Here is a 22,218-nt window from a genome sequence, read left to right on the forward strand (position 1 = left end):
CAAACCTCTACACACATCACTTCATCAATGCTGAGCGCCCCAAAGCGCTGGATTCAGCACTGTCAGGTTCTCGTTTACGCTCTTCTCTTGGTGTTACACCATAATGATTACGGTAGGCCGTACTAAAATACGATGCACTGGAAAAGCCACAAGCCAAGCCAATCTGGAGAATTGTCTTGTCGCTCTGGCGCAGTAGCTGTCTTGCATGTTCAAGGCGCAGGTCCAAGTAATATTTGGACGGAACTGTCTGCAAATGCTTTTTGAAAAGCCGCTCAAGATGTCGCCGAGAAACACCTACATGATGAGCTAAGTCATCCGTAGATAAAGGCTCTTCAATGTTCATTTCCATTAATGTGACCGCTTCAATTAACTTGGGCTGGCTTGCGCCTATGCGTGCCTTTAACGGTATTCGCTGCTGCTCTTCTGATGTTCGCATCCGTTCATAGACAAACTGCTCAGATATCGAAGCAGCCAACTCCATCCCATGCTCCTTAGCAATAAGAAACAGCATCATGTCCATTGCCGCAGTCCCTCCACTGCAGGTGTATCGAGAACCATCAATTTCAAATAAATTATTAGTAACTAACGTATTAGGAAACTCTTCTTTTAGGCTCGATATGTCCCACCAATGAATGGTCGCACGATAATTATTCAACAATCCAGCACAGGCAAGTAAATATGATCCTGTTCCTACTCCCCCTAACGCCATGCTACTTCTACTTTGGCGACGCAACCATCCAATCACAGCTTCATTACCTGTACGTGCGATAGGGCTCGCCCCACAGACAAACACTGCATCCAAAGCAGGAATATCATTAAGACTACAATCAACCAATAGTTCAACACCTAAACTACTAGCAACAGCGCCACCATCATGGCTTATTAAAAGCGTCTCATAATGGTCGCCTCCCCCCACCCAATTAGCCATTCGTAATGGCTCAATCGCTGATGAGAAAGCAATGAGAGAAAAATTAGGCAGCAATAAAAAACCAAACCGTTTAGGTCTATCTTTTATTATATTTTGCGTACCTTGCTTCCATACTGCCAATAGATTTACCTCTACTTACTATTACGAGTCGTTCGAACTGAAACTAACAGTAATGATCTTTACTGCCCAATTCCTTATCCTTTTAGCTAAATGTCAGCTTAGCGCAACTTCATGTCGCACTACAGAAATTAAAGGTCTGTTTTCAAAAACGTTTTTTACTGATACTGAATATAGACAACACAACAGGTTTTTTACCGAACAACAAACCTGCTTAACGGCTGGTCGGACGCCAAAATAAGATCCGTATTAATAAGAGGAAGAACACCCATGTCACAACAACCCGTAAATCGCGCACTTTTTGATGAAGTAATGGTTCCAAACTACAACCCTCAGCAGATGGTACCGGTACGCGGCCGCGGTTCACGAGTATGGGATCAGGAAGATAATGAATATATCGACTTTGCAGGTGGGATCGCAGTTAATGCTCTAGGGCATGTACACCCTGAACTAGTCGCTACTCTCAAAGAACAGGCAGATTCACTTTGGCATCTAAGCAACACCTTTACTAATGAACCCGCATTATGTTTGGCGCAGAGGCTGACTGATGCAACATTTGCCGACAAAGTATTTTTCTGTAACTCCGGTGCCGAAGCAAACGAAGCCGCTTTCAAACTTGCTCGTAAATACTCATATGACAACTTCGGGCCAGAGAAGCATGAAATTATCGCTTTTTACCAAGGCTTTCATGGGCGTACTCTGTTTACCGTTTCCGTTGGCGGACAAGCAAAATATCGTGAAGGATTTGAACCAGCACCTGGCGGTATAACGCATGTAGCATTTAATGACTTAGAGGCATTAAAAGCAGCCATTTCAAGCAAGACTTGTGCTGTAGTGATGGAGCCTATTCAGGGTGAAGGCGGAGTTATTCCTGCCGATCCTGAGTTTGTAAAAGGTGTTCGCGAGTTATGTGATGAACATAATGCGTTGCTTGTTTTTGATGAAATACAAACAGGTGTAGGTCGTACAGGACATCTTTATGCTTACATGGGCATGGGCGTGGAACCAGACATTCTCACCAGCGCTAAAGCATTAGGCGGTGGCTTTCCTATTGGAGCCATGCTAACAACCAACAAGGTCGCTCCTAGCTTTGGCTTTGGTACTCATGGCAGCACTTATGGCGGCAACCCACTGGCATGCGCTGTGGCAGACAAGGCTCTAGAACTGATTAACCAACCGGAGCTCTTGAGCAACGTAGCCAAAAAACGCGCCGTATTTATTGAAGAGCTAGAAAAAATAAATGCAAAACACGAAGTATTTAAAGAAGTTCGTGGTGATGGTTTATTGATCGGGGTAGAGCTTATCGATAGTTTGCATGGCAAGGCTGCTTCATTCTTAGCTAAGTCTCGCGAAGAAGGTCTGATGATTTTAATGGCAGGTCCGAACGTATTACGTATGACTCCTTCATTGATTATCCCAGATGAAGATATCCGAGACGGGATGGCACTACTAGAGCGTGCCATCGTCAAAGTCATTACCGCCGAAAAAGGTTAATCTTAAAAAGTAGCGCTATAACATAGCGCTAGACCTTCCCAAAGAAGCCCGCTATCTATGCGGGCTTTTTTTATCTTTCTTTGATAACTAAAATCACCCCAAGCCAGCTTTTATCAAGCAGTACCACCTTGTGCAATAAAAACAATAGATATAAAAGTATTAATGGCAGGTAACACAAAAAAGAGGGGGTTAAGGAATCATTGAGAGAAGGAAGGTACGGGCCCGCTTTTGGGAAAATGTCCCTTTAACGCGTGACGAGCCCATCATATGTTACTTGTCTGCAGGTTTGCCTAAAACAATCTGACGCGGACCGGCAAGATTCTGTTGCCCAGTAACTCCAGTAGCTATTTGCTGGATCTGACCACCAGCCCGAAGGAAAGCAGCTGTTTGTTCTTCAATCGAGTCGTGTGTTTCTGTTGCTGCTTTTTTCTTAGGCTTAGCGGCCATAGTAGAGAGTCCTATTATATTTGTGTGTCCTCTAGTATATCAGTTTTACACGCAAGAATCTTTGGTCAAGTCCCATAGAGAAATACACCCCCTTCTAATGTCCCCATTTAGGTGTACTTTAATTGCTCGCAAGTCGCTTGTATCTATAACACTAGTTGTGTATTGTGAATCTAATGCAGATGATTTATTAGCGATTGATTTTCTATTTTAAAATAGGATTTCTTAATGCGATGTAAAACAAATGCATGCAAGAACAACCGGCTTTGAAGGCACAATGACTTCCCGGTTTTTAACTTACTTTTTATGAGAAATATTGAATATGTCCGACAAGCAGACGGGAACAGTTAAGTGGTTCAACGATGAGAAAGGTTTTGGTTTCATTGAGCGTGAAAATGGCAAAGACTTATTTGCTCACTTTCGTTCGATCATCGGAGAAGGCCGCAAAACTCTTCACGAAGGACAGACTGTTCGTTTCGTAGAAGTACAGGGCGAAAAAGGCCCACAAGCTGACCAGATCGAAGCTGTATAAAGAACTTCTTCGGCATTACTCATTAACATTTGTTAAATAGCAATGCTGAGGTGATATTGAGAGCAGCGAATTAACTTTACTGCTTTCAATTTGCTGATCTGAGTTAAGCCCGAAAAGCCTGCATTTATGTAGGCTTTCGTCGTTTTGGACCTCTTCTATATCTACTCTAACCAATATCATGCACGTGAAACAAACTTACCCGTTTCTGTATTAACCTTTATTTGCTCACCTTCCTTTATATATTCTGGCACCTGCAACTCATACCCATTTACACACTTTGCAGGCTTAGTCCGCCCAGTAGCACTAGCTGCCTGCGCTCCTGGCATGCATTCTGCTACTAGTAATTCGACCATTATGGGTATCTCAATCGCGATTAGCTGCTCATCTACTAGCATGCCATTAATACCCTCTAAACCATCGCTTAGAAAAGGTAACTGCTCGCTTACTGTCTCTTTATCTACGCTAAACTGGCTATAGTTTTCTTGGTCCATAAAAGTATAAATATTACCCTCACGATAGAGTAATGACACTTGACGACGCTCAAGCACCACAGAAGTAACAACGTCATCCCCAGTAAAGGTTTCTTCACGTTTACCTCCCTGCGGCAATTGATTAAAGCGTACTTTATAAAGCGTCTGAGCACCTCTTGATGACGGGCTACGTACATCAATCTGCTGAACTTTATATAGCGTTCCATTAATATCTACGACATGACCTTTTCGAAGCTCTGAAGCTCTTGGCATGATTTCAACCAGCTCATTAAAAAAGCGCTATTGTAAGCTAATGCTCCAAAACTGCACAGATAGAAAACAAGCTCAACACCGAATGGAAAACTTATCATCATTTTAGACTTTATTCATTCAGCAATAATTTTCGCGAATATCACAGATGGTTGCTAACATTAGTGTATATGAATAAATCGAACTGTAGCCTAACTTGCATTGCGGTTGCCATTGCTTACTATCTTGCGGCTTCGTTAGGCTTAGCGCTTGCTTTTGAGCAAGTAAATACAAGCCCTGTATGGCCTCCTACGGGCATATCAATAGCAGCTGTTCTCTTTTATGGCTACAAAGTATGGCCCGGCATTTTTATTGGTGCCCTCCTCATAAATATTACAGCAGGCTCCCCACTTTCACTCGCAACCCCAATAGCTGTAGGTAATACATTTGAAGCGCTAATAGCGGGATGTTTAATGGTACGTTATGCGAGCAAGTATCCATTTCGACGTATTACCAACACTGCAGCATTCATAATCATTGTAGTAATTTCAACTACCGTAAGCGCCACTATAGGTGTCACAAGCTTGTTTGTGCACCAAATAGCTACACCTGAAAATTATACATTACTCTGGGAAACTTGGTGGCTGGGCGACCTTGTCGGCGGCCTAGTTATCACGCCATTATTGCTAACGTGGGCTCGTACGCCCAAAGCCATATATGCTCAACATCGTTTATTCGAATTATCTGGACTGATTACATTATCGCTAGCACTATCTGCGTTAATATTCATTGAGTTTTCACCTCACACAGGAAAACACAATTTACTAATTTTCACGCTACTACCGATAGTGACCTGGTCAGCAATACGGTTTCAGCATCACGGCGCTACTCTTCTGGTTTTTTTACTGACAGCAGCAGCCATCATTGGCACCTTAAGTGGCCACGGCCCCTTTATCATGGCGACAGAGAATGAATCTCTACTACTACTCCAAGCAACCGTTGGTACTACCGCTATAACAGCACTGATACTATCAACCAGTACACAGGAGCGCCAAAAAGCAAATGACTTACTACAAACGGCCCAGCAAGATTTAGAATCCCAAGTAATGCTGCGAACAGAAGAACTTCATTCAACCAATAACCAATTGCAAGATGAGTTAACCCGTCAAGCTCTTTCATCAAAAGCTTTTAAAGCGCTACTCAATACAACTAAAGCATCGTCGTATGACAATTTTTTTCAGCAGTGCACCAAAGAACTTTCCGCAGCTTATAAAGCACGTCATGCATTAATAGGTATCTATACAGACCACAACAAAAACTCAATAACAACTCTAGCTGTATGGAGTAACAACTACTCAGTTGACAATTTCACATATTAGCTTGAAGGAACACCCTGCCAAAATGTGCTCAATATGAGCATCAAGTTCATCCCCGAAAACACAGCAAAACTCTACCCTAATGATAAACTTCTACATGAACTAAATATTGAAAGCTATTTCGGTGCGCCATTAAAAAATAGCCAAGGTGAGATACTTGGTATTATTGCCATAATGGATACTAAACCTATGATGATAGAAGATTGGGCACAACCTATTTTAGGATTGTTTTCCAATCATGTTGCTATGGAATTACAACGAAAGAGTGTTCAAGAAGAACTAGAACTGGCTGATAGTGTCTTCAAAAAAAGTGTCGAGGCCATCATTATCTGCTCCGCTGACACTCGCATCCTTCGAACAAACCCAGCATTTACCAGAATCACTGGGTACTCTTCAAAAGATGCCATAGGAAAAACACCTCAATTTTTACAATCCAAAGCGCACTCTGCAGCCTTCTATAAAGACTTTTGGAAATCACTAACAGAAAGTGGAGTCTGGCAAGGCGAAATTAGTGATCGACGCAAGAACGGTGAAATCTTTCCCGCTTGGCAAACCATTACTGTTGTACGTGATGCTTTCGGTAAACCACAACAGTACATCAGTATTTTCAGTGATATAACTGACAAAAAGCTATCAGAAGAGCGAATCTACAATTTGGCACATAACGATATGCTGACACAATTACCAAACAGAGTCGCATTTCACAACCAAATGATAGCGGAGCTTGAGCGAGCAAAGCGCACTCATACACAACTAGCCGTAATGTTTATCGATTTAGATCACTTCAAACTAATCAACGATACATTAGGCCACCCCGTTGGTGACGAGTTATTGCAGCAAGCAGCCTCTCGACTAAAAAGCGCCATTCGTTCTAATGACACCATTTCCAGATTTGGGGGTGATGAGTTCACTATACTCATACCCAGCATTAAGTCTGAAGCCGAAGCCAGCATGGTTGCACTAAAAATCCAACAATGCCTCATCCCTCCCATTCAACTTGAACACCATGAAATTACTATTTCAGCCAGCATAGGTATTGGGATTTACCCTCAAAATGGCCAAGATGTAGCAACCCTTTTAAAAAATGCCGATAGCGCAATGTATAGAGCTAAAGAGCAAGGTAGAGATGGTTTTCAGTTCTTTACCGAAGAGATGAATCAACACGCACATGATCGCCTCGAGTTAGAAAGCGAGTTGCGTAAAGCACTGGAACAAAATGATTTCATTCTCCACTATCAACCTCAGATTAATACATATACTGGCTCCATTGTCGGTTTTGAGGCACTAATACGCTGGATACACCCTGAAAAAGGTATTATCCCACCCAACACCTTCATACCTATTGCGGAGGCTTCTGGGTTAATAGTTCCTATTGGAGAGTGGGTACTTAATGCGGCTTGCCAGCAACTCAAAGAATGGAGAGATCAAGGGTATTCTTCTTTAACAATGTCGGTTAATCTTTCAGGCCGCCAATTCAAACAGCAGGATTTATTACCTACTATTCAAAAAGCCATTATCAACTCAGGTATTATTGCTGCAGCGCTCGAACTCGAATTAACCGAAAGCATCATGATGGAAAATGTTAATGAGACAATCAACACCCTCAGCGCAATAAGAAATTTAGGTGTTCAATTGTCCATTGACGATTTCGGCACCGGATATTCATCCATGTCGTATTTAAAACGCTTTCCAATTAACAAGCTAAAAATTGACCAGTCTTTTGTGCAAGATTTACCAGATGACTCTGACGATGCCGCTATTGTGAAAGCAACAATCGCACTTGCCCACGCACTTAATATGACAGTCATTGCTGAAGGCGTAGAAACAGAAGCACAATTTCAATTCTTGAAAGGGCAACAATGCGAAGAAATACAAGGTTACTTTTTTAGCCGCCCACTACCAGCACACGAGCTCACATCACTGCTTAAACAAGAATTCCCCGCACAAGCCTCAAGAACTTAATTAGAATAGAATTGAATTGAACCACCATTACAGCAACCAACAAGGAGACACTTTATCTATACACTTTACTGGGACCGAGGCGGTGCTAATATGGCGACCCATGCCCTTTTGGAAGAACTGGATGTTGAATACCAGCTTGTTGAAATCGATTTAAGCCGTCAGATGCAGAAAACGCCTGAATACCTCGCCATTAATCCAAACGGGAAGGTACCTACCCTGTTTCATAATGACAACATCATTTATGAATCAGCTGCCATTCTGTTATACCTACTAGACCAACATCCTGAATCAAGCTTATCCCCCATGACAACGTCACCACTGCGGGGCCGTTATTATCAATCGCTGTTGTGGATGTCTAATACATTACAAGAGGCGGCCAACCGATGGGCACACCCCGAACAGTACTGTGACAATGACGCAGGCCAGAAATCACTAAAACTACATGCATCTAAAGAGCTTAAGCGTTGCTGGGACGTTATCGAAAATGACTTAGACAAAGCCGGCCCCTGGATACTCGCAGATTCATTAAGCGGTGCTGACTTTCATTTATTCATGATCGCCTACTGGAGCCGTCGCTACGAAAGCCGAGCACAAGACTATCCAAAGCTTCAGCAGTTGTTGAAAAACCTTCTTAAACGTAATTCTATTCAAACGATGCTAAAGCAAGAAGGCCTTTCATTTGAGCTCTAATAAGTAAAAACGCTGTGAATTCAATGCGCGCTTATTGTGAATCAAGCGCGTCATTGTTATTTGCCTGTTTACTCTAAAACGAGCCTTAGCGCTGCGGCCTTCCTCCTGATCACCTTAATATATTCCCCCTACATTCCAAGGCGGTACTGATCACACCTACACGTCCACTACGATGTTGTTTGTTAAACGCTTTGCCTCACACCCTTGATAACAGAGCAAATTATCTTTTGAAAATCTGAAAATCAGGTCGCATACTCAACAGATTCTTTTAAAGATTTCACCAATAATGGTCAAATCAGATAAAAGGACTCAAGTATGGCTCACGATTACGCACAATGGCTGGACTGGCTCGACTCACAGCAAGATGAAATGCTAGACAAGACCATTGAACTCGCCTTGATAAACTCCGGTTCACTCAATGCTTCAGGCGTGAACCGTGTTCGCGAAAAGCTAGCACAATACTTTGAGCCTCTTGGCGGAAAGGCTGACATTATTCCAGTCGCTCCTTTCGAATTCGTTAACGCAGCAGGAGAAGTATCCCAAGCACCATTAGGGGATGCTCTACGTATTAAAAAACGCCCTGAAGCACCACTACAAATATTCTTCTGCGGCCATATGGACACCGTATTCCCCGTGGACTCCTCTTTTCAAAATATTACGTGGCTAGATGACAACACTCTCAATGGTCCTGGTGTCGCGGATTTAAAGGGTGGTTTAATGGTGATGCTTAAAGCCATTGAAGCTTTGGAGCGCAGCCCATGGGCAGATAACATCGGTTGGGAAATTCTATTCAACCCTGATGAAGAAATAGGTTCACCAGGCTCCGCACCCTTGATTGCTGATGCTGCAACGCGTGTTGATTTGGGTATGATCTATGAGCCTTGTATGCCTGACGGAACGCTCGCTGGTGCCCGTAAAGGGAGCGGAAACTTCAGTATTGTTGTACGCGGAAAAGCAGCTCACGCAGGGCGTGAACACCACCTTGGGCGCAATGCAATCCGTGCTATGTGTGATTTCATCTCAGCTTTAGATGATCTCAATGGACAACGCGAAGGTGTGACAATCAATCCTGGTTTCATTGAAGGCGGCGGTGCCGTTAATGTGGTCCCGGACTTATGTTTATCACGATTCAACATACGCTTAGAGCGCCCAGAAGATGAATCATGGTGCACGCAGAATATCGAACAACTTATTGCAGAACTCAACCAACGCGATGGTATTAATGCAACACTACACGGCGGCTTTGGGCGCAAGCCAAAAGTCCTCAGTGGTGCTAACCAAAAACTCTTTGAACTAGCCAAAGAATGCGGTGCCGATCTAGGAATGAATATTAATTGGGTTGCTACCGGTGGTTGCTGTGATGGAAATAACTTAGCAGCAGCAGGCATTCCTAATATCGATACCTTGGGCGTTCAAGGTGGGAAAATTCATTCGAGTGATGAGTATATGTTTGTGAGTAGCTTATCTGAGCGAGCCCGCTTAAGCGCCTTGCTATTAATGAAGTTAGCCAGCGCCGATGACCTTAGTTGGCTGAAGGAGCAATAGATGCTATTAATCCGTCCTCTTACATTTGCAGATTTACAAGGTTTAGAGCGTTTAGCCGTTGTTTCTGGTGGTCGCATGACGACACTGCCAGCCAACCGTGATCACTTAAATGAACTCATCAATCGTACTCGTCAATCGTTACGTAAAGAGGTGACTCAATACTCTGATGAAAGCTATCGCTTTGTCTTAGAAGACCAAACCAATGGCGAAATAGTTGGCGTATGTGGCATCGATGCAAGCGTAGGCATGAATACCCCCTTTTATAGTTACCGCGTTGATGAAGTCGTACATGCCTCTAGCGAACTACAGATTCATAATCGAATTCCTGCATTACACTTGTGCCAAGATTACACAGGATCAGCCAGACTTTGCACACTATTTCTTGATAAAGCCTATCGCACGGAAGAGAACTTAAACTTACTATCCCGCTCCCGTATGTTGTTTATAGCTGAGTATCCTGAACGCTTTGCAAACAAGCTAATTGCCGAACTACAAGGTGTAGCTGATAGCAAAAACCGTTCTCCTTTTTGGGAATGTTTAGGGCGACATTTTTTCAATATGGACTTTGCTAAAGCTAACTACCTCACAGGTATTAACTCAAAAGGCTTTATTGCTGATCTGATGCCTCACTATCCAGTTTATGTACCATTACTAAGTGATGAAGCACAGGCATCGTTAGGGCAACCTCGTCCAGATATGATTGAGGTTAAGAAGCTCTTAGAGGATGAAGGTTTTAGCTACCGACGCTACGTCGATATTTTTGATGCTGGCCCAACACTAGAGGCTCGCACCCAAGATATCCGCACCGTATCACTGTGTAAAAAAGACATTATAAAAATTAGTAACGACGTGTCTGGTGCGAATCAAGTTGACGTATTAATCAGCAATACCGAACGTGAAAATTTTCGTTGTGTGGTGACCAAACTCGATCCTCAGCAACCGGAAATCACTACTGAACTAGCGACCTTATTACACCTCAGCAATGGCGATGACGTTCGCATTATTAGCCTTTAACCCGGACAGGAGATAGCTCAATTATGATGGTAGTACGCCCTATTCAGGCAAATGATCATGAAGCACTGCGAGAACTGGGACGTAAAACTGGGCCTGGTTTCACATCGCTACAAGATAATGATGAGCAAGTGGCGGCAAAGCTTGAGGCAGGCCTCTCTGCATTTACAGCAGGAAGTGTTCCTGTTGAAGCCCTATACCTGTTTGTTATGGAAGACACTGACACACAAGAGGTTGTCGGAATTTGCGGTATAGAATCAGCCGTAGGTTTATCTGACCCTTGGTATAACTACCGCGTCGGTACTCTGGTACACGCCTCACGAGAGTTAGATGTCTACAACCAAATTAGCACTCTGACGATTACCAACGATCACACCGGTTATTCCGAGCTATGCACGTTATTTTTAACACCAGAAGCACGAAAAGATAAGCAAGGTTCGTTACTGTCTAAATCTCGTTTTATGTTTCTAGCAGAATTTCCTCAACGTTTTAACGAGCACCTAATTGCTGAGATGCGCGGATACTCAGATGAGAGCGGTGTATCACCTTTTTGGGAAGGGTTAGGCAGGCATTTCTTTTCTCTAGATTTTGCAGAAGCCGATAAGATCTCTTCAATGGACAAAGTTTTCATTGCGGAGTTAATGCCTAAAAACACCATCTATACAAACCTCTTATCACAGCATGCACAAGAGTCCATTGGCAAAACCCATGAAGCGACTACACCAGCACGACGCCTGTTAGAAAATGAAGGGCTGCGATACACAGGCTATATCGATATTTTTGATGGAGGCCCGACACTTGAAGCACGCGTTAACGATATCCGTGCAATCCAAGAAAGCCAGTACGTTAAGGTGCATATCGCGGACATCCCATCCGATGGCGAAACTTACTTAATCAGTAACACTGAGTTTTCACAATTTCGCTGCTGCATGTCACCTATCAGCCGTGCTGGTAAAAACGTAATAACTATAACACCCGACGTGGCCTCTGCACTGAATGTTATTGAAGGCACTACCGTTCGCATTGTTCCGCTGTCCTCAGGAAGGAGATTTTAATATGAGCACATCACTATTTATTAACGGCCAATGGTTAGCAGGCCAAGGCACAAGCTTTAATTCTGTTAACCCATCAAATGGAGACACTATCTGGTCTGGTTCTTCTGCTGATCTTGAACAAGTGACCACTGCCGTGGCATCCGCTCGTGCCGCCAGTACTGAATGGGCAAATCTAAGCTTTGAGCAGCGCTGCGAACAAGTACGCCGTTATGCAGAACAACTTACAGAAAATAAAATGTTACTGGCACGTACCATTGCAGAAGAAACAGGTAAGCCTTTTTGGGAAACCCAAACCGAAGCTGCCGCTGTTATTGGTAAAGTCGAAATATCTATCAAAGCAGCCATTGAGCGTACCGGGGAGCGCAGCAGTGACATGGCTGGTGCGACAGCGGTACTACGCCATAAACCACACGGCGTTGTGGCTATCTTTGGCCCTTACAACTTCCCTGCACATCTACCCAATGGCCATATTGTCCCGGCTTTACTGGCAGGTAACACCGTCGTTTTCAAACCAAGTGAACTCACCCCAAAAGTTGCCGAATTGATGGTATCTCTATGGGAAGAATCAGGTTTACCTAGTGGCGTAATCAATTTAGTGCAAGGAGAGAAGGAAACAGGCATCGCTCTCGCTGCCAATTCTGAAATTGACGGCCTTTTCTTCACAGGTAGCTCTCGTACAGGTCATCTCTTGCATGAGCAATTTGCAGGCCATCCGGGTAAAATTTTAGCCTTAGAAATGGGTGGAAACAATCCATTAATCATTGACGAAATCAGTGATATCAAAGCAGCAGTGCACGAAACCATTCAATCGGCATATATCACTTCTGGTCAACGCTGCACGTGTGCGCGTCGCTTATTCGTACCGTTAAACGACACAGGTGACCAGTTTCTAGTACAGCTGCAAACTGCCGTTAGCCAAATTAAAGTAGGCGGCCAGTTTGATGAACCCGCTCCCTTCATGGGTAGCCTGATATCAGAAGCTGCTGCCGATGGTATGGTTACAGCACAGCAGCAATTGCTTGATATGGGCGCAACATCTTTACTTAAACTAGAAAAAATTAAAGCCGGTACTGGTTTGGTTTCTCCGGGTTTAATTGATGTCACAGATGTTAAAGGTATGCCTGATGAAGAGCACTTTGGTCCCTTACTAAAGGTCATTCGCTATACAGAATTTGATGATGCTATCCGCCAAGCCAATGCGACAGAATTTGGTTTATCTGCAGGCTTATTTAGCGACAACCAAGCCAAGTTTGATCATTTTTATCGACATATCCGTGCCGGTATCGTTAACTGGAACAAGCAGTTAACGGGTGCCAGTAGTGCTGCGCCTTTTGGCGGAATCGGAGCCAGTGGTAACCACCGTGCTAGTGCATACTATGCTGCAGATTATTGTGCCTACCCGGTAGCAGGCATTGAAGCAGAACAGCTGTCGATGCCAGCAACACTATCCCCTGGCCTAACACTTAACTGAGCCGCATGGAGATTGAAATGACATCCACTATAAACGCGGTAGAAGCCAATTTTGATGGCCTAGTTGGCCCTACTCATAACTACGCTGGCCTGTCATTTGGTAACGTTGCTTCGCAGAGTCACTCTGCGCAAGCATCAAATCCCAAACAGGCAGCACTACAAGGCTTGGCCAAAATGAAGGCCTTGCACGATGCAGGTATGACTCAGGGCGTACTTGCGCCGCAAGAACGCCCTGACCTCAATACACTACGTCGCCTTGGATTTACCGGTAGTGACGCTGAGGTTTTGCAAGCGGCCGGCAAGCAAGCACCAAAGGTACTAGCAGCTTGCTGCTCTGCCTCAAGCATGTGGACAGCCAACGCTGCTACTGTCTCGCCCAGTGCCGATACAGCCGATGGGAAAGTACATTTCACACCGGCGAACCTGACCAATAAATTTCACCGCTCAATTGAGCATGAAGTCACAGGGCGTATCCTTAAAGCGACTTTCAGTGATGAGCGCTATTTCTCTCATCACCAAGCCTTGCCTGGTGTTGAGCACTTCGGCGATGAAGGTGCTGCAAACCATACTCGCTTCTGCCATGAGTATGGCCAAGCCGGCGTTGAGTTCTTCGTTTATGGTCGCTATGCATTTGATAGCAGTAAGCCCGCACCAACTCGCTACCCTGCCCGTCACACCTACGAGGCATCTGAAGCCGTCGCTCGCTTACATGGTTTGCAGGACAAAGGCGTGATTTATGCACAGCAAAACCCGAATGTGATTGATAAAGGCGTGTTTCATAACGACGTTATCGCTGTGGGCAACCGTGACCTGATGTTCTGCCATCAAGAAGCCTTTTTGGATCAGCCCGACGTACTTAAACGCCTTGCGGCCGCCATGAACAACCAGTTCAATGTGATTGAAGTTCCGAGCTCACGTGTGTCTGTTGAGGATGCTGTAAAAAGCTACCTATTCAACAGCCAGCTACTTTCAATTGATGGTAAAACCGTCATTGTTATTCCTGAAGAGTGCCAAAAAACACCCGCCGTTTGGGATTACTTAACCGAGCTGCGTGATGGTGATTCGGCTATCAGTGAGTTGAAAGTGTTCGACCTAAAACAGAGTATGAGTAACGGTGGTGGACCTGCATGCCTGCGTTTACGCGTCGTGCTCAATGAGCACGAACAAGCGGCCTGCAACTCCAATACACTGATGAGTGAAGCACTGTATATCCGTTTAACTCAATGGGTGAATCAGCATTATCGCGACCGCATATCTGAAGCAGACTTAGCCGACCCTCAGCTATTGCTGGAATCACGCAGCGCTCTGGATGAACTCACTCAAATACTCAGTCTAGGCTCTGTTTATCCCTTTCAAAAAATCTAGTTTTCTAAATACATCTTTATTAGTTATAGCTCTTCTGTCCCGGGTGAAAGCCCGGTTTTTTTTCATATACAAACCCACTTCTCATCAATACCACGCCCATGTCATATTCTGAAAAACACTCACTAAAGACATACGAAAGATTTAGACTAGCTCTGCAATGTTTAGCTGAATACTTAATGGCTTTTCTAAAACCAACGAACGTCACAATAAGATATGATGACATACATAAACTAAATACATAAACACAAACATCGCGTACTTTTAACTAAATATGAAAACGCTAAAAGATCTTCAAGGCTTAGGCCCTATGTCCGAGAAAATGCTTAAAGATGCAGGGGTTGATTCAGTTGAGACGCTGCGCTCTTTAGGCGCTATTCGAGTCTTTATTCAAGTCAGAAAAACCAGTAAAAATAAACCTAGCTTAAATCTTTTATATGCACTGGTCGGCGCGCTGGAAGGCGAGCACTGGCTCACCATCGCCAAGCAACAAAAGTCACAACTGATTATGCAATTAGATGGATTTCAAGAGTTAGAAAAGCTTTTTGAAAAAGAGCACAAGCCTCTTCAGTTCTAACTCGATAGTTTTTCAAATAACCCATTACTGCTTTTATGAAGTAGTTTCAGCTCTTTTCGTAACATTTTAACGAAAGATAAGGTCAACGCTGATTTAGTTTTGTGCGCAGGAAATATCAAGTTATAACGATAAGCAATACGCGGCTCAAAACGCTTTACTACTAAGCCAAGTTTTTGATAATGCAATGCCGTAATGGGTTCTACTAAAGAGACTCCTGCTCCAGATAAGACTAGCGCACACGCACTGTAAGACAGCTGTGTATCCATTAAGAGTTTGCGTTTAACGCCTACAGAATCAAATACACTATCAATTTTATGATGGATACTTTGCTCGGTTCCCAGAGATATAAAATTCTCTCCTTCCAAGTCTTTCGGAACGATCACCTCTTTTTCCACAAGAGGATGGCCGATAGGAAGAATGCACACCAAACGGCTTTCTGCCAAAGGCTCGACTTCAATCGCCACATCAGCCATAGGAATCGCAGAAACTACTCCCAAATCATACTGCTGGCTGGCCACTAAATCGGCTACTTGTTGGGTACTTCTCACCTGCAAAGAAAAGGTTACATCGGGGTATTCTTGTCCAAACAATTGTGTGATTCGTGGAATAAAATCGATGGAAACAGCAGGCATTGAAGCGACCCGCAATGTACCGGTATGGCATTCGCGCAAGTCATCAGCTGCGCGCGCCAGTGTTTCCATTGAGACAAAAGAGCGCTCTACTTCTGCATAAAACACATGTGCTTCTGGCGTTGGAATCAAACGTTTCTTATGACGCTCAAACATTTGCACCTCAACCATGCTCTCAAAATCACTCAATAAACGGCTCACCGCAGGCTGAGATACACATAAAATATCTGCGGCACCACTAGTCGTGCCACTAATCATGACGGCTCTAAATGCTTCTATTTGCCGATAGGTTACACGCGCCATTAGCTCCTCCACTTAATAACAAAATACTATCAAGTAATATAAATAAACGATTTGATGTTATTTAATCAAGCCATCATCATTAAATAAAGCTGACACCTCAACTAGAAACATAAAAAGAGAGGGACTGATGGAACAAATGTTTCGTTACATACTGACCGCTTTAATCAGCACAGTAGCCGCCTGCCAATTCATACAAGTGATTACGCGTTACGTTTTTGAAACGCCCATTATGGGTTTGGAAGAAACAGCGCTGATTCCAACTATTTGGCTGTACATCATGGGCAGTGTTAACGCCTCACGTGAAGACACACAGATACGCGCTAATGTGCTGGAGATCTTTCTTAAAACCGATCACGCACGCGCCATACTGCAAGCCATTTCAGAGGTCATCAGTATTGCAATCTCGATCTGGTTAACCTGGTGGGCCTGGTTGTATTTCAGCTACTCCATCCGAGTGTGGAAAGGTACACCAACACTTTATATTCCTACCTTTATTTACGAATCAGCTCTGTTTATCGGTTTGCTTATGATGACCGCATTCACAATATGGCACCTGATCCGTAATGTGCAGTACCTGCTTGGGTATCGCACTAAACCTGATCACGAGATTGATCCAGACCTTCCAACCACCAATGAAGTGGAAGAGTTCCAGATTTTAGCTGACACACAAAAGGGCAATAACAATGGTTGAGATCGCTATTCTGGCATTTGCCGTACTGGTCATTTTGCTGACCATTGGGGTACCACTGCCCTACTGTTTTGGTGCTGGGCTCATCGTTATGACCACCGTAGGCGAAGCGTCTATGCGCGGCATGATGTTGTGGGGCTTTAGCCAACTAACAAACCCTGTACTGCTGGCAATTCCACTGTTTGTATTTGCCGGCACTATTATGAGCATCAGCGGTATTGCTGCTAGCTTACTCGATTTTGTAAACATCTTTATTGGCCGTATCCGCGGTGGACTTGGTGTGGTGGCAGCCATTAGCTGTGCCATTATCGGTGCCATTTCAGGTAGTGGGCTTACGGGTATTGCGGCCATCGGCCCTTTGTTGATTCCAGAAATGGAGCGCAAAGGTTACCCGCGTGCTTATGCAACAGCCTTGGTAGCTAACTCTTCTATTCTTGGACTATTAATTCCACCCAGCGTCACCATGATTGTTTATGGCTGGGTAACAGACACATCAATTTTGGCATGTTTCCTGGCAACATTAGGCCCGGGGCTGTTGATCATGACTAACTTCTCTATTGTTAATCTGGTGATGTCACGCAAATTCCCGTTGATTCTCGACGATCCAATGCCGATGAAGCAGCTAATGAGTGAGGCCAGTAAACGCACAGTTAGCGCAGTTCCCGCACTACTCATGCCTGTTATCATTCTCGGTGGTATTTATGGCGGTATTATGACGCCAACTGAAGCAGCCGCCGTTGCTGTTATCTACTCACTACCTGTCGGTTTCATGATCTACAAAGGACTGACCTTTAAAACCCTACTTGAATCCGGCAAGGAGTCTGCCACTGCTGTAGGCGCCATTCTGATCATGATTTTGTTCAGTCTAATGCTGAGCCAAATTTATGTAATGGAAGACATTCCACAAATGTTAGTCGATAAGATCTTTGAGATTACCGACGACAAAGTGCTGCTACTAATACTCGTTAACTTGTTCCTGTTCGCTATTGGCATGGTCGTAAACGATATCACTGCCATCATTCTAACAGCCCCACTGTTACTGCCATTGATGTCTGCTTTGGGTGTTAGCCCTATTCAATTCGCAGCCATTATGGGTGTCAATACAGCGATGGGCGGCGTTACACCACCGTATGCCAGCATCCTCTATTTGGGCGCTCGTATCGGTAAAGTTAAATTCACAGAAGTGGTTAAGCCAGCCATGCTGCTCATCCTCTTCGGATACATCCCAGTTGTAATACTGGTCTCAGTTTGGCCTGACTTGTCGGAATACTTTCCACGCGCGTTCGGTTATTAACACAACATAAAAAAATCCAATGTCACTCGGGAGATAACAATGAAAAAAAACCTGATTAATAAGCTGGCCATGGCGGTCACATTATCAGTATCACTCACAGCAACAGCAGAAGCTGTCACGCTAAAGCTGTCACATGTTCGCCCACAAGCGACTGCCATCGATATGGATGCCAAACAATTTGCTAACGACATAAAAGCAGCAACTGATGGCAAGGTTAAGGTGAAAATCTATGCGGCTAGCGCACTAGGTGACTACACCGTTGTACAAGAACGCGTAGGTTTAGGCGCAGTTGATATGGCGGTACAACCACCAGCATCGGGTGTTGATAAACGTTTTCAGGTTGTTTACATGCCTTACCTTGTGAAAACGTGGGATGACGCACAAAAAGTGTTTGCTAAAGGCTCTTCTATGCGCCAAACCGTTGCAGAACTTTATGATGCACAGAACATTACTGTTCTGGGTGCATGGCCGGTTTACTTCGGTGGTGTTTCTTTGAATAAAGAGATCGAAAATGCGGCAGACCCTTCAGTAAACAAAGGAGCAAAGCTTCGCGTCCCACCTATTAAAACGTTCCAGTTAACCGCTGACAACATCGGTTTTATTGGCTCACCTCTGCCCTTCTCTGAAGCTTTCACCGCCGTACAAACGGGTGTTGTTGATGGTGTTATGGGATCCGGAGCGGAAGGTTATTACGCATCATTTCGTGACGTAACCAAGAGCTACCTGCCTATCAATACCCATTTTGAAATGTGGTACCTGATCATCAACAAAGACGTTTTCAATGAGCTGAAAGATGATCAACGCGCCAAACTCATCAGCGCCGCTGATAAGTTTGAAGCAACACGTTGGGAAAATGCACGTGGTGATCAAGCGAAAAATGAGCAACTGCTAGAAAAAGCCGGCGCGCACATTGTTCCTGTTAGCGAAGCGCAAATTGAAGCGCATGCCAAAATCGTTCGTGAAAAAGTATGGCCTGAAATTATCAATGACATTGGCGCAGAGTGGGCACAAGGCGTTTTAGACGAAGCCTTAAAATAAGCCATTTAATGCAGAAAGAATAGATGTAAACCCTGCAAAGAAGACCTTGCAGTAATTTTTGTCTCATTGCCCGGCTCATTTATGCCGGGCCTTTTTCCCCAAAAAGGACATGCCATGACGCAGTTTTCAACTGACAGCCAACGTAGAACAGACGTTTGCGTTCTGGGCGGCGGTATTGTCGGCCTGGCCGTCGCATTGGGTCTGCAACGCAATGGACTGAGCGTAACTATTCTTGACGAAGGTGATATTGCATTGCGTGCTTCTCGCGGCAATTTCGGCCTAGTTTGGGTACAAGGTAAAGGCGACACATTACCTGAGTATGCGGCTATTTCACGCCTGTCAGCTAAGCTCTGGGCTAATCATGCTCTACGCCTAAAAGAAGCCACCGGGATTGATATACAGCTACAACAACGTGGCGGCTTGTTTCTGTGCTTGAGCGAGCAAGAGCTCAGCCAACGGCATGCCATGCTAACCCGCATGCAAAAAACAGCGGCCGGCGACTACCCCTTTAAAACACTCGACTTACAACAACTTCGTGAATTTATCCCCGAAGCTGGTCCTGAAGTAGCAGGAGCAACATGGGGGCCAGAAGATGGCCACTTAAACCCGCTTTTCTACTTGCGCGCCATGACAGAGCAGTTTCTTCAGCGCGGTGGCACAATCGATAACTCCGGCAAGGTATCTAAAATAGAGCCTACAGACTCAGGTTTCACGCTTTCATCTGACTCCGGGCAATGGCATGGTGATCAAATAGTATTAGCCGCGGGTTTAGGCAACCGTGATTTAGCCCCTCACGTAGGTTTGTCCGCGCCGTTAGTCCCCAACCGTGGCCAAGTCCTTATCTGCGAACGCGTAAAGCCATTTCTAAATTACCCTACCGGCCATGTGAGACAGACCAACGAAGGTACTCTGCAATTGGGCGACTCAAAAGAAGATGTTGGTTTCGATTCTGGTACAACCTCAGACATTATCGCAAAAATTGCACACAGAGCCAGCCAGATGTTCCCCCTCCTGCGAGATGTTCGCTTGATCCGCGCTTGGGGTGCTTTACGTGTTATGACACCTGATGGCTATCCACTGTATGAAGCTTCCCAACAGTATCCTGGGGCCTATCTCGTTACCTGCCATAGCGGTGTTACATTAGGCGCCCTACATGAAGGCCCTATTGCCGACTGGATCGCCAATGACCGAACTGAACTGCCTTTGGAGGTATTCAATGCCAAACGCTTTACCCTTTAAACGTCTGCCTACCAACAAGGCCGAGTGGGTCACTGTTTATATTGAAGGTCAGCCCGTCAAAGTACGCCAAGGTGATAGTGCTGCAGCAGCCGTTTTAGCCGCTGGATTACAACCTAGCCGTACGACTGTGGTCAGCGGCAGCGGTCGCGCGCCCTACTGCCTGATGGGTGTTTGTTTTGAATGCCTACTTCAAATTGACGGTGTAGAAAATGTACAGGGCTGCATGACACCCGCTCGCGAAGGAATGCAGATAATGAGCCAAAAACAAGCAAGGCAACTGAACAACTCAAAACCTAGTGATTTAAAGCCTACTGATCTAAAAAATAGTCACATTAAAAATGAGGACACGGCCGTATGAACACTCCCGAATATGATCTAGTCATTATCGGGGCAGGCCCTGCAGGAATGTCTGCTGCAACAACGGCTTCATCTCATGGTTTGAAAGTCGCTATTTTAGATGAACAGGCAGCCCCTGGCGGACAAATTTATCGCTCCATTAGCAGTCCCGCTATCGCTAACGAAAGTATTCTTGGGGCTGATTATTACCATGGCCGGACATTATTATCGGCGATGCGCTATGCCAAGGTTGATTACTTCCCTAGCAGCAGTGTATGGACTGTTTCACCCGAGCTACTTATCAGTTTTAGCAAAGCAGGGAAAAGTAGCCAAATAAAGGCTAAAAAGCTGTTGATCGCTACCGGTGCTCAAGAGCGCCCTGTACCCTTTTTAGGCTGGACACTACCCGGGGTTATGTCTTGCGGCGCTGCGCAAATCTTACTTAAAAGCAGTGGGCTAATCCCTTCGGGACCTCTCGTTTTGGCGGGTAGCGGGCCACTGCTGTTATTAATAGCGGCGCAGCTTAACAGAGCAGGCGTTGAGATTGAGGCCATTCTTGATACGACCCCAAAAGGACGCTACCTAAAGTCTCTGCGTCATTTACCAGCCGCTTTGCGCAACTTACCGTTACTCTTAAAAGGGGTGGGGTTACTCATTGAACTTAAGCGTGCTGGTGTTCGTTATATCAACAACGCTGCACAGCTAAAAGCACTACCTGATGACACTGGCTTGCTAACCAAACTGCAATTTAAAACTGGAGAAGCAACTGACACTTTCAACTGCAAGACACTACTGGTGCATCAAGGTGTCGTTCCTAATGTGCAGCTAACACGTGCTTTACAGTTAGAGCACCAGTGGGATGAGCTACAGCAGTGCTGGAAACCGACACTCGATAGCTGGGGAGAGAGTAGCCAAGCCGGTATTTTCGTAGCAGGTGACTCAAGTGGCATTGCAGGCGCACGTGCCGCTGAGTATATGGGCGAATTAACTGCACGGCGTATCGCGCAGCAACTCGATAAATTATCTCAAGAAACGTTACTGCTAAAAACAGCTAAAACAGGCAGATTGCTTCAGCAACAGCAGGCAATACGCCCTTTTCTTGATGCACTATATCAACCTGCAGATGAGTTTTTAAAGCCTTCAGACGAAACATTAGTGTGCCGTTGTGAGGAAGTAACCGCAGGCCAGATACGCAGTATGGTCGCACAAGGTTGCACAGGCCCCAACCAAACAAAAGCCTTTAGCCGAGCCGGTATGGGGCCCTGTCAAGGACGTCTTTGCGGATTAACAGTGGCTCAAATCATCGCTAATGAGAGACAAGTAACTGTCAGTGAGGTGGGTTATTACCAGATTCGCACACCGATTAAACCACTCACTATTGGTGAATTAGCAGATTTAGCAGAGTAATA

21 protein-coding genes are annotated in these 22,218 nt (G+C 44.9%); 17 read left to right on the forward strand and 4 right to left on the reverse strand.

Annotation, left to right across the window (positions count from 1 at the left end; translation table 11 throughout):
- Window positions 1–16: 16 nt before the first annotated feature.
- Window positions 17–1,048, reverse strand: a complete 1,032-nt coding sequence (locus tag QZZ55_RS09490) for a GlxA family transcriptional regulator (protein ID WP_293267086.1) — start codon at window positions 1,046–1,048, stop codon at window positions 17–19.
- 267 nt (window positions 1,049–1,315) lie between these two features.
- Between QZZ55_RS09490 and QZZ55_RS09495 the strand changes: the two genes are divergently transcribed.
- Window positions 1,316–2,539 carry an aspartate aminotransferase family protein gene (locus QZZ55_RS09495; protein WP_293267087.1) on the forward strand — a complete coding sequence of 408 codons (1,224 nt, stop codon included), beginning with the start codon at window positions 1,316–1,318 and terminating at the stop codon, window positions 2,537–2,539.
- Window positions 2,540–2,809: 270 nt separating this feature from the next.
- Here QZZ55_RS09495 and QZZ55_RS09500 read toward each other — a convergent pair whose 3' ends face one another.
- Window positions 2,810–2,986, reverse strand: a complete 177-nt coding sequence (locus QZZ55_RS09500; protein ID WP_293267088.1) for a hypothetical protein — start codon at window positions 2,984–2,986, stop codon at window positions 2,810–2,812.
- A gap of 319 nt (window positions 2,987–3,305) precedes the next feature.
- On the opposite strand from QZZ55_RS09500, the gene QZZ55_RS09505 reads away from it, so the two are divergent.
- Window positions 3,306–3,515: a cold-shock protein gene (locus tag QZZ55_RS09505; protein ID WP_028468567.1), complete on the forward strand. Its 210-nt coding sequence runs from the start codon at window positions 3,306–3,308 to the stop codon at window positions 3,513–3,515.
- Between the two features lie 176 nt (window positions 3,516–3,691).
- Here QZZ55_RS09505 and yeiP read toward each other — a convergent pair whose 3' ends face one another.
- Window positions 3,692–4,258, reverse strand: a complete 567-nt coding sequence (gene yeiP, locus QZZ55_RS09510; protein ID WP_293267089.1) for an elongation factor P-like protein YeiP — start codon at window positions 4,256–4,258, stop codon at window positions 3,692–3,694.
- Window positions 4,259–4,425: 167 nt separating this feature from the next.
- Here yeiP and QZZ55_RS09515 point away from each other — a divergent pair, with 167 nt between their 5' ends.
- From QZZ55_RS09515 to QZZ55_RS09555, 9 genes are all read left to right on the forward strand, one after another.
- Window positions 4,426–5,613, forward strand: coding sequence for an MASE1 domain-containing protein (locus QZZ55_RS09515; protein ID WP_293267090.1), 1,188 nt, complete (start codon window positions 4,426–4,428; stop codon window positions 5,611–5,613).
- A gap of 33 nt (window positions 5,614–5,646) precedes the next feature.
- A complete protein-coding gene (locus QZZ55_RS09520; RefSeq protein WP_293267091.1) occupies window positions 5,647–7,572 on the forward strand; it encodes an EAL domain-containing protein in 1,926 nt (641 codons plus the stop codon).
- Between the two features lie 54 nt (window positions 7,573–7,626).
- The gene (locus tag QZZ55_RS09525) at window positions 7,627–8,262 is read left to right on the forward strand and encodes a glutathione S-transferase family protein (RefSeq protein ID WP_293267121.1); all 636 of its coding nucleotides are present in this window, start codon (window positions 7,627–7,629) and stop codon (window positions 8,260–8,262) included.
- 315 nt (window positions 8,263–8,577) lie between these two features.
- Window positions 8,578–9,807: a hydrolase gene (locus QZZ55_RS09530; RefSeq protein ID WP_293267092.1), complete on the forward strand. Its 1,230-nt coding sequence runs from the start codon at window positions 8,578–8,580 to the stop codon at window positions 9,805–9,807.
- Window positions 9,808–10,821: an arginine N-succinyltransferase gene (gene astA, locus QZZ55_RS09535; protein WP_293267093.1), complete on the forward strand. Its 1,014-nt coding sequence runs from the start codon at window positions 9,808–9,810 to the stop codon at window positions 10,819–10,821.
- 23 nt (window positions 10,822–10,844) lie between these two features.
- On the forward strand, window positions 10,845–11,873 hold the full coding sequence (astA, locus tag QZZ55_RS09540) for an arginine N-succinyltransferase (RefSeq protein ID WP_293267094.1): 1,029 nt from the start codon (window positions 10,845–10,847) through the stop codon (window positions 11,871–11,873).
- Window position 11,874: 1 nt separating this feature from the next.
- Window positions 11,875–13,344, forward strand: a complete 1,470-nt coding sequence (gene astD / locus QZZ55_RS09545) for a succinylglutamate-semialdehyde dehydrogenase (protein ID WP_293267095.1) — start codon at window positions 11,875–11,877, stop codon at window positions 13,342–13,344.
- Window positions 13,345–13,373: 29 nt separating this feature from the next.
- Window positions 13,374–14,708, forward strand: a complete 1,335-nt coding sequence (gene astB, locus QZZ55_RS09550) for an N-succinylarginine dihydrolase (RefSeq protein WP_293267122.1) — start codon at window positions 13,374–13,376, stop codon at window positions 14,706–14,708.
- A 271-nt stretch (window positions 14,709–14,979) separates the two neighbouring features.
- A complete protein-coding gene (locus QZZ55_RS09555) occupies window positions 14,980–15,282 on the forward strand; it encodes a TfoX/Sxy family protein (protein ID WP_293267096.1) in 303 nt (100 codons plus the stop codon).
- Here the strand turns inward: QZZ55_RS09555 and QZZ55_RS09560 are convergent.
- Window positions 15,279–16,214, reverse strand: coding sequence for a LysR substrate-binding domain-containing protein (locus QZZ55_RS09560; protein WP_293267097.1), 936 nt, complete (start codon window positions 16,212–16,214; stop codon window positions 15,279–15,281). The genes QZZ55_RS09555 and QZZ55_RS09560 overlap by 4 nt on opposite strands.
- Window positions 16,215–16,341: 127 nt before the next feature.
- On the opposite strand from QZZ55_RS09560, the gene QZZ55_RS09565 reads away from it, so the two are divergent.
- The 6 genes from QZZ55_RS09565 to QZZ55_RS09590 all read left to right on the forward strand — a co-directional run bounded on the left by QZZ55_RS09565 (window position 16,342) and on the right by QZZ55_RS09590 (window position 22,216).
- Window positions 16,342–16,905, forward strand: coding sequence for a TRAP transporter small permease subunit (locus QZZ55_RS09565; protein WP_293267098.1), 564 nt, complete (start codon window positions 16,342–16,344; stop codon window positions 16,903–16,905).
- Window positions 16,898–18,196: a TRAP transporter large permease gene (locus QZZ55_RS09570; RefSeq protein WP_293267099.1), complete on the forward strand. Its 1,299-nt coding sequence runs from the start codon at window positions 16,898–16,900 to the stop codon at window positions 18,194–18,196. The genes QZZ55_RS09565 and QZZ55_RS09570 overlap by 8 nt, the downstream gene beginning before the upstream one ends.
- A gap of 39 nt (window positions 18,197–18,235) precedes the next feature.
- Window positions 18,236–19,234: a TRAP transporter substrate-binding protein DctP gene (gene dctP / locus QZZ55_RS09575; protein WP_293267100.1), complete on the forward strand. Its 999-nt coding sequence runs from the start codon at window positions 18,236–18,238 to the stop codon at window positions 19,232–19,234.
- 114 nt (window positions 19,235–19,348) lie between these two features.
- Entirely contained in the window at window positions 19,349–20,473 is a 1,125-nt protein-coding gene (locus QZZ55_RS09580; RefSeq protein ID WP_293267101.1) for an FAD-dependent oxidoreductase, read from the forward strand.
- Window positions 20,451–20,831 (forward strand): (2Fe-2S)-binding protein, encoded by a 381-nt coding sequence (locus QZZ55_RS09585; protein WP_293267102.1) that lies wholly within the window; start codon window positions 20,451–20,453, stop codon window positions 20,829–20,831. The genes QZZ55_RS09580 and QZZ55_RS09585 overlap by 23 nt, the downstream gene beginning before the upstream one ends.
- Window positions 20,828–22,216 (forward strand): FAD-dependent oxidoreductase, encoded by a 1,389-nt coding sequence (locus QZZ55_RS09590; RefSeq protein ID WP_293267103.1) that lies wholly within the window; start codon window positions 20,828–20,830, stop codon window positions 22,214–22,216. Before QZZ55_RS09585 ends, QZZ55_RS09590 begins: the two co-directional genes overlap by 4 nt.
- Window positions 22,217–22,218 lie beyond the last annotated feature (2 nt).

The organism is Neptunomonas sp. (assembly GCF_016744175.1).
Taxonomy (GTDB): Bacteria; Pseudomonadota; Gammaproteobacteria; order Pseudomonadales; family Balneatricaceae; genus Neptunomonas.

Bases quoted from the DNA above. Each gene is read 5' to 3' on its own strand.
- QZZ55_RS09580 (WP_293267101.1), top strand. From the start codon at position 19,349: ATGACGCAGTTTTCAACTGACAGCCAACGTAGAACAGACGTTTGCGTT.
- QZZ55_RS09585 (WP_293267102.1), top strand. From the start codon at position 20,451: ATGCCAAACGCTTTACCCTTTAAACGTCTGCCTACCAACAAGGCCGAG.
- QZZ55_RS09530 (WP_293267092.1), top strand. From the start codon at position 8,578: ATGGCTCACGATTACGCACAATGGCTGGACTGGCTCGACTCACAGCAA.
- dctP (WP_293267100.1), top strand. From the start codon at position 18,236: ATGAAAAAAAACCTGATTAATAAGCTGGCCATGGCGGTCACATTATCA.
- QZZ55_RS09590 (WP_293267103.1), top strand. From the start codon at position 20,828: ATGAACACTCCCGAATATGATCTAGTCATTATCGGGGCAGGCCCTGCA.
- QZZ55_RS09500 (WP_293267088.1), bottom strand. From the start codon at position 2,986: ATGGCCGCTAAGCCTAAGAAAAAAGCAGCAACAGAAACACACGACTCG.
- QZZ55_RS09555 (WP_293267096.1), top strand. From the start codon at position 14,980: ATGAAAACGCTAAAAGATCTTCAAGGCTTAGGCCCTATGTCCGAGAAA.
- QZZ55_RS09565 (WP_293267098.1), top strand. From the start codon at position 16,342: ATGGAACAAATGTTTCGTTACATACTGACCGCTTTAATCAGCACAGTA.
- QZZ55_RS09505 (WP_028468567.1), top strand. From the start codon at position 3,306: ATGTCCGACAAGCAGACGGGAACAGTTAAGTGGTTCAACGATGAGAAA.
- astA (WP_293267093.1), top strand. From the start codon at position 9,808: ATGCTATTAATCCGTCCTCTTACATTTGCAGATTTACAAGGTTTAGAG.
- QZZ55_RS09570 (WP_293267099.1), top strand. From the start codon at position 16,898: ATGGTTGAGATCGCTATTCTGGCATTTGCCGTACTGGTCATTTTGCTG.
- yeiP (WP_293267089.1), bottom strand. From the start codon at position 4,258: ATGCCAAGAGCTTCAGAGCTTCGAAAAGGTCATGTCGTAGATATTAAT.
- QZZ55_RS09520 (WP_293267091.1), top strand. From the start codon at position 5,647: ATGAGCATCAAGTTCATCCCCGAAAACACAGCAAAACTCTACCCTAAT.
- QZZ55_RS09560 (WP_293267097.1), bottom strand. From the start codon at position 16,214: ATGGCGCGTGTAACCTATCGGCAAATAGAAGCATTTAGAGCCGTCATG.
- astA (WP_293267094.1), top strand. From the start codon at position 10,845: ATGATGGTAGTACGCCCTATTCAGGCAAATGATCATGAAGCACTGCGA.
- QZZ55_RS09495 (WP_293267087.1), top strand. From the start codon at position 1,316: ATGTCACAACAACCCGTAAATCGCGCACTTTTTGATGAAGTAATGGTT.
- QZZ55_RS09515 (WP_293267090.1), top strand. From the start codon at position 4,426: ATGAATAAATCGAACTGTAGCCTAACTTGCATTGCGGTTGCCATTGCT.
- astD (WP_293267095.1), top strand. From the start codon at position 11,875: ATGAGCACATCACTATTTATTAACGGCCAATGGTTAGCAGGCCAAGGC.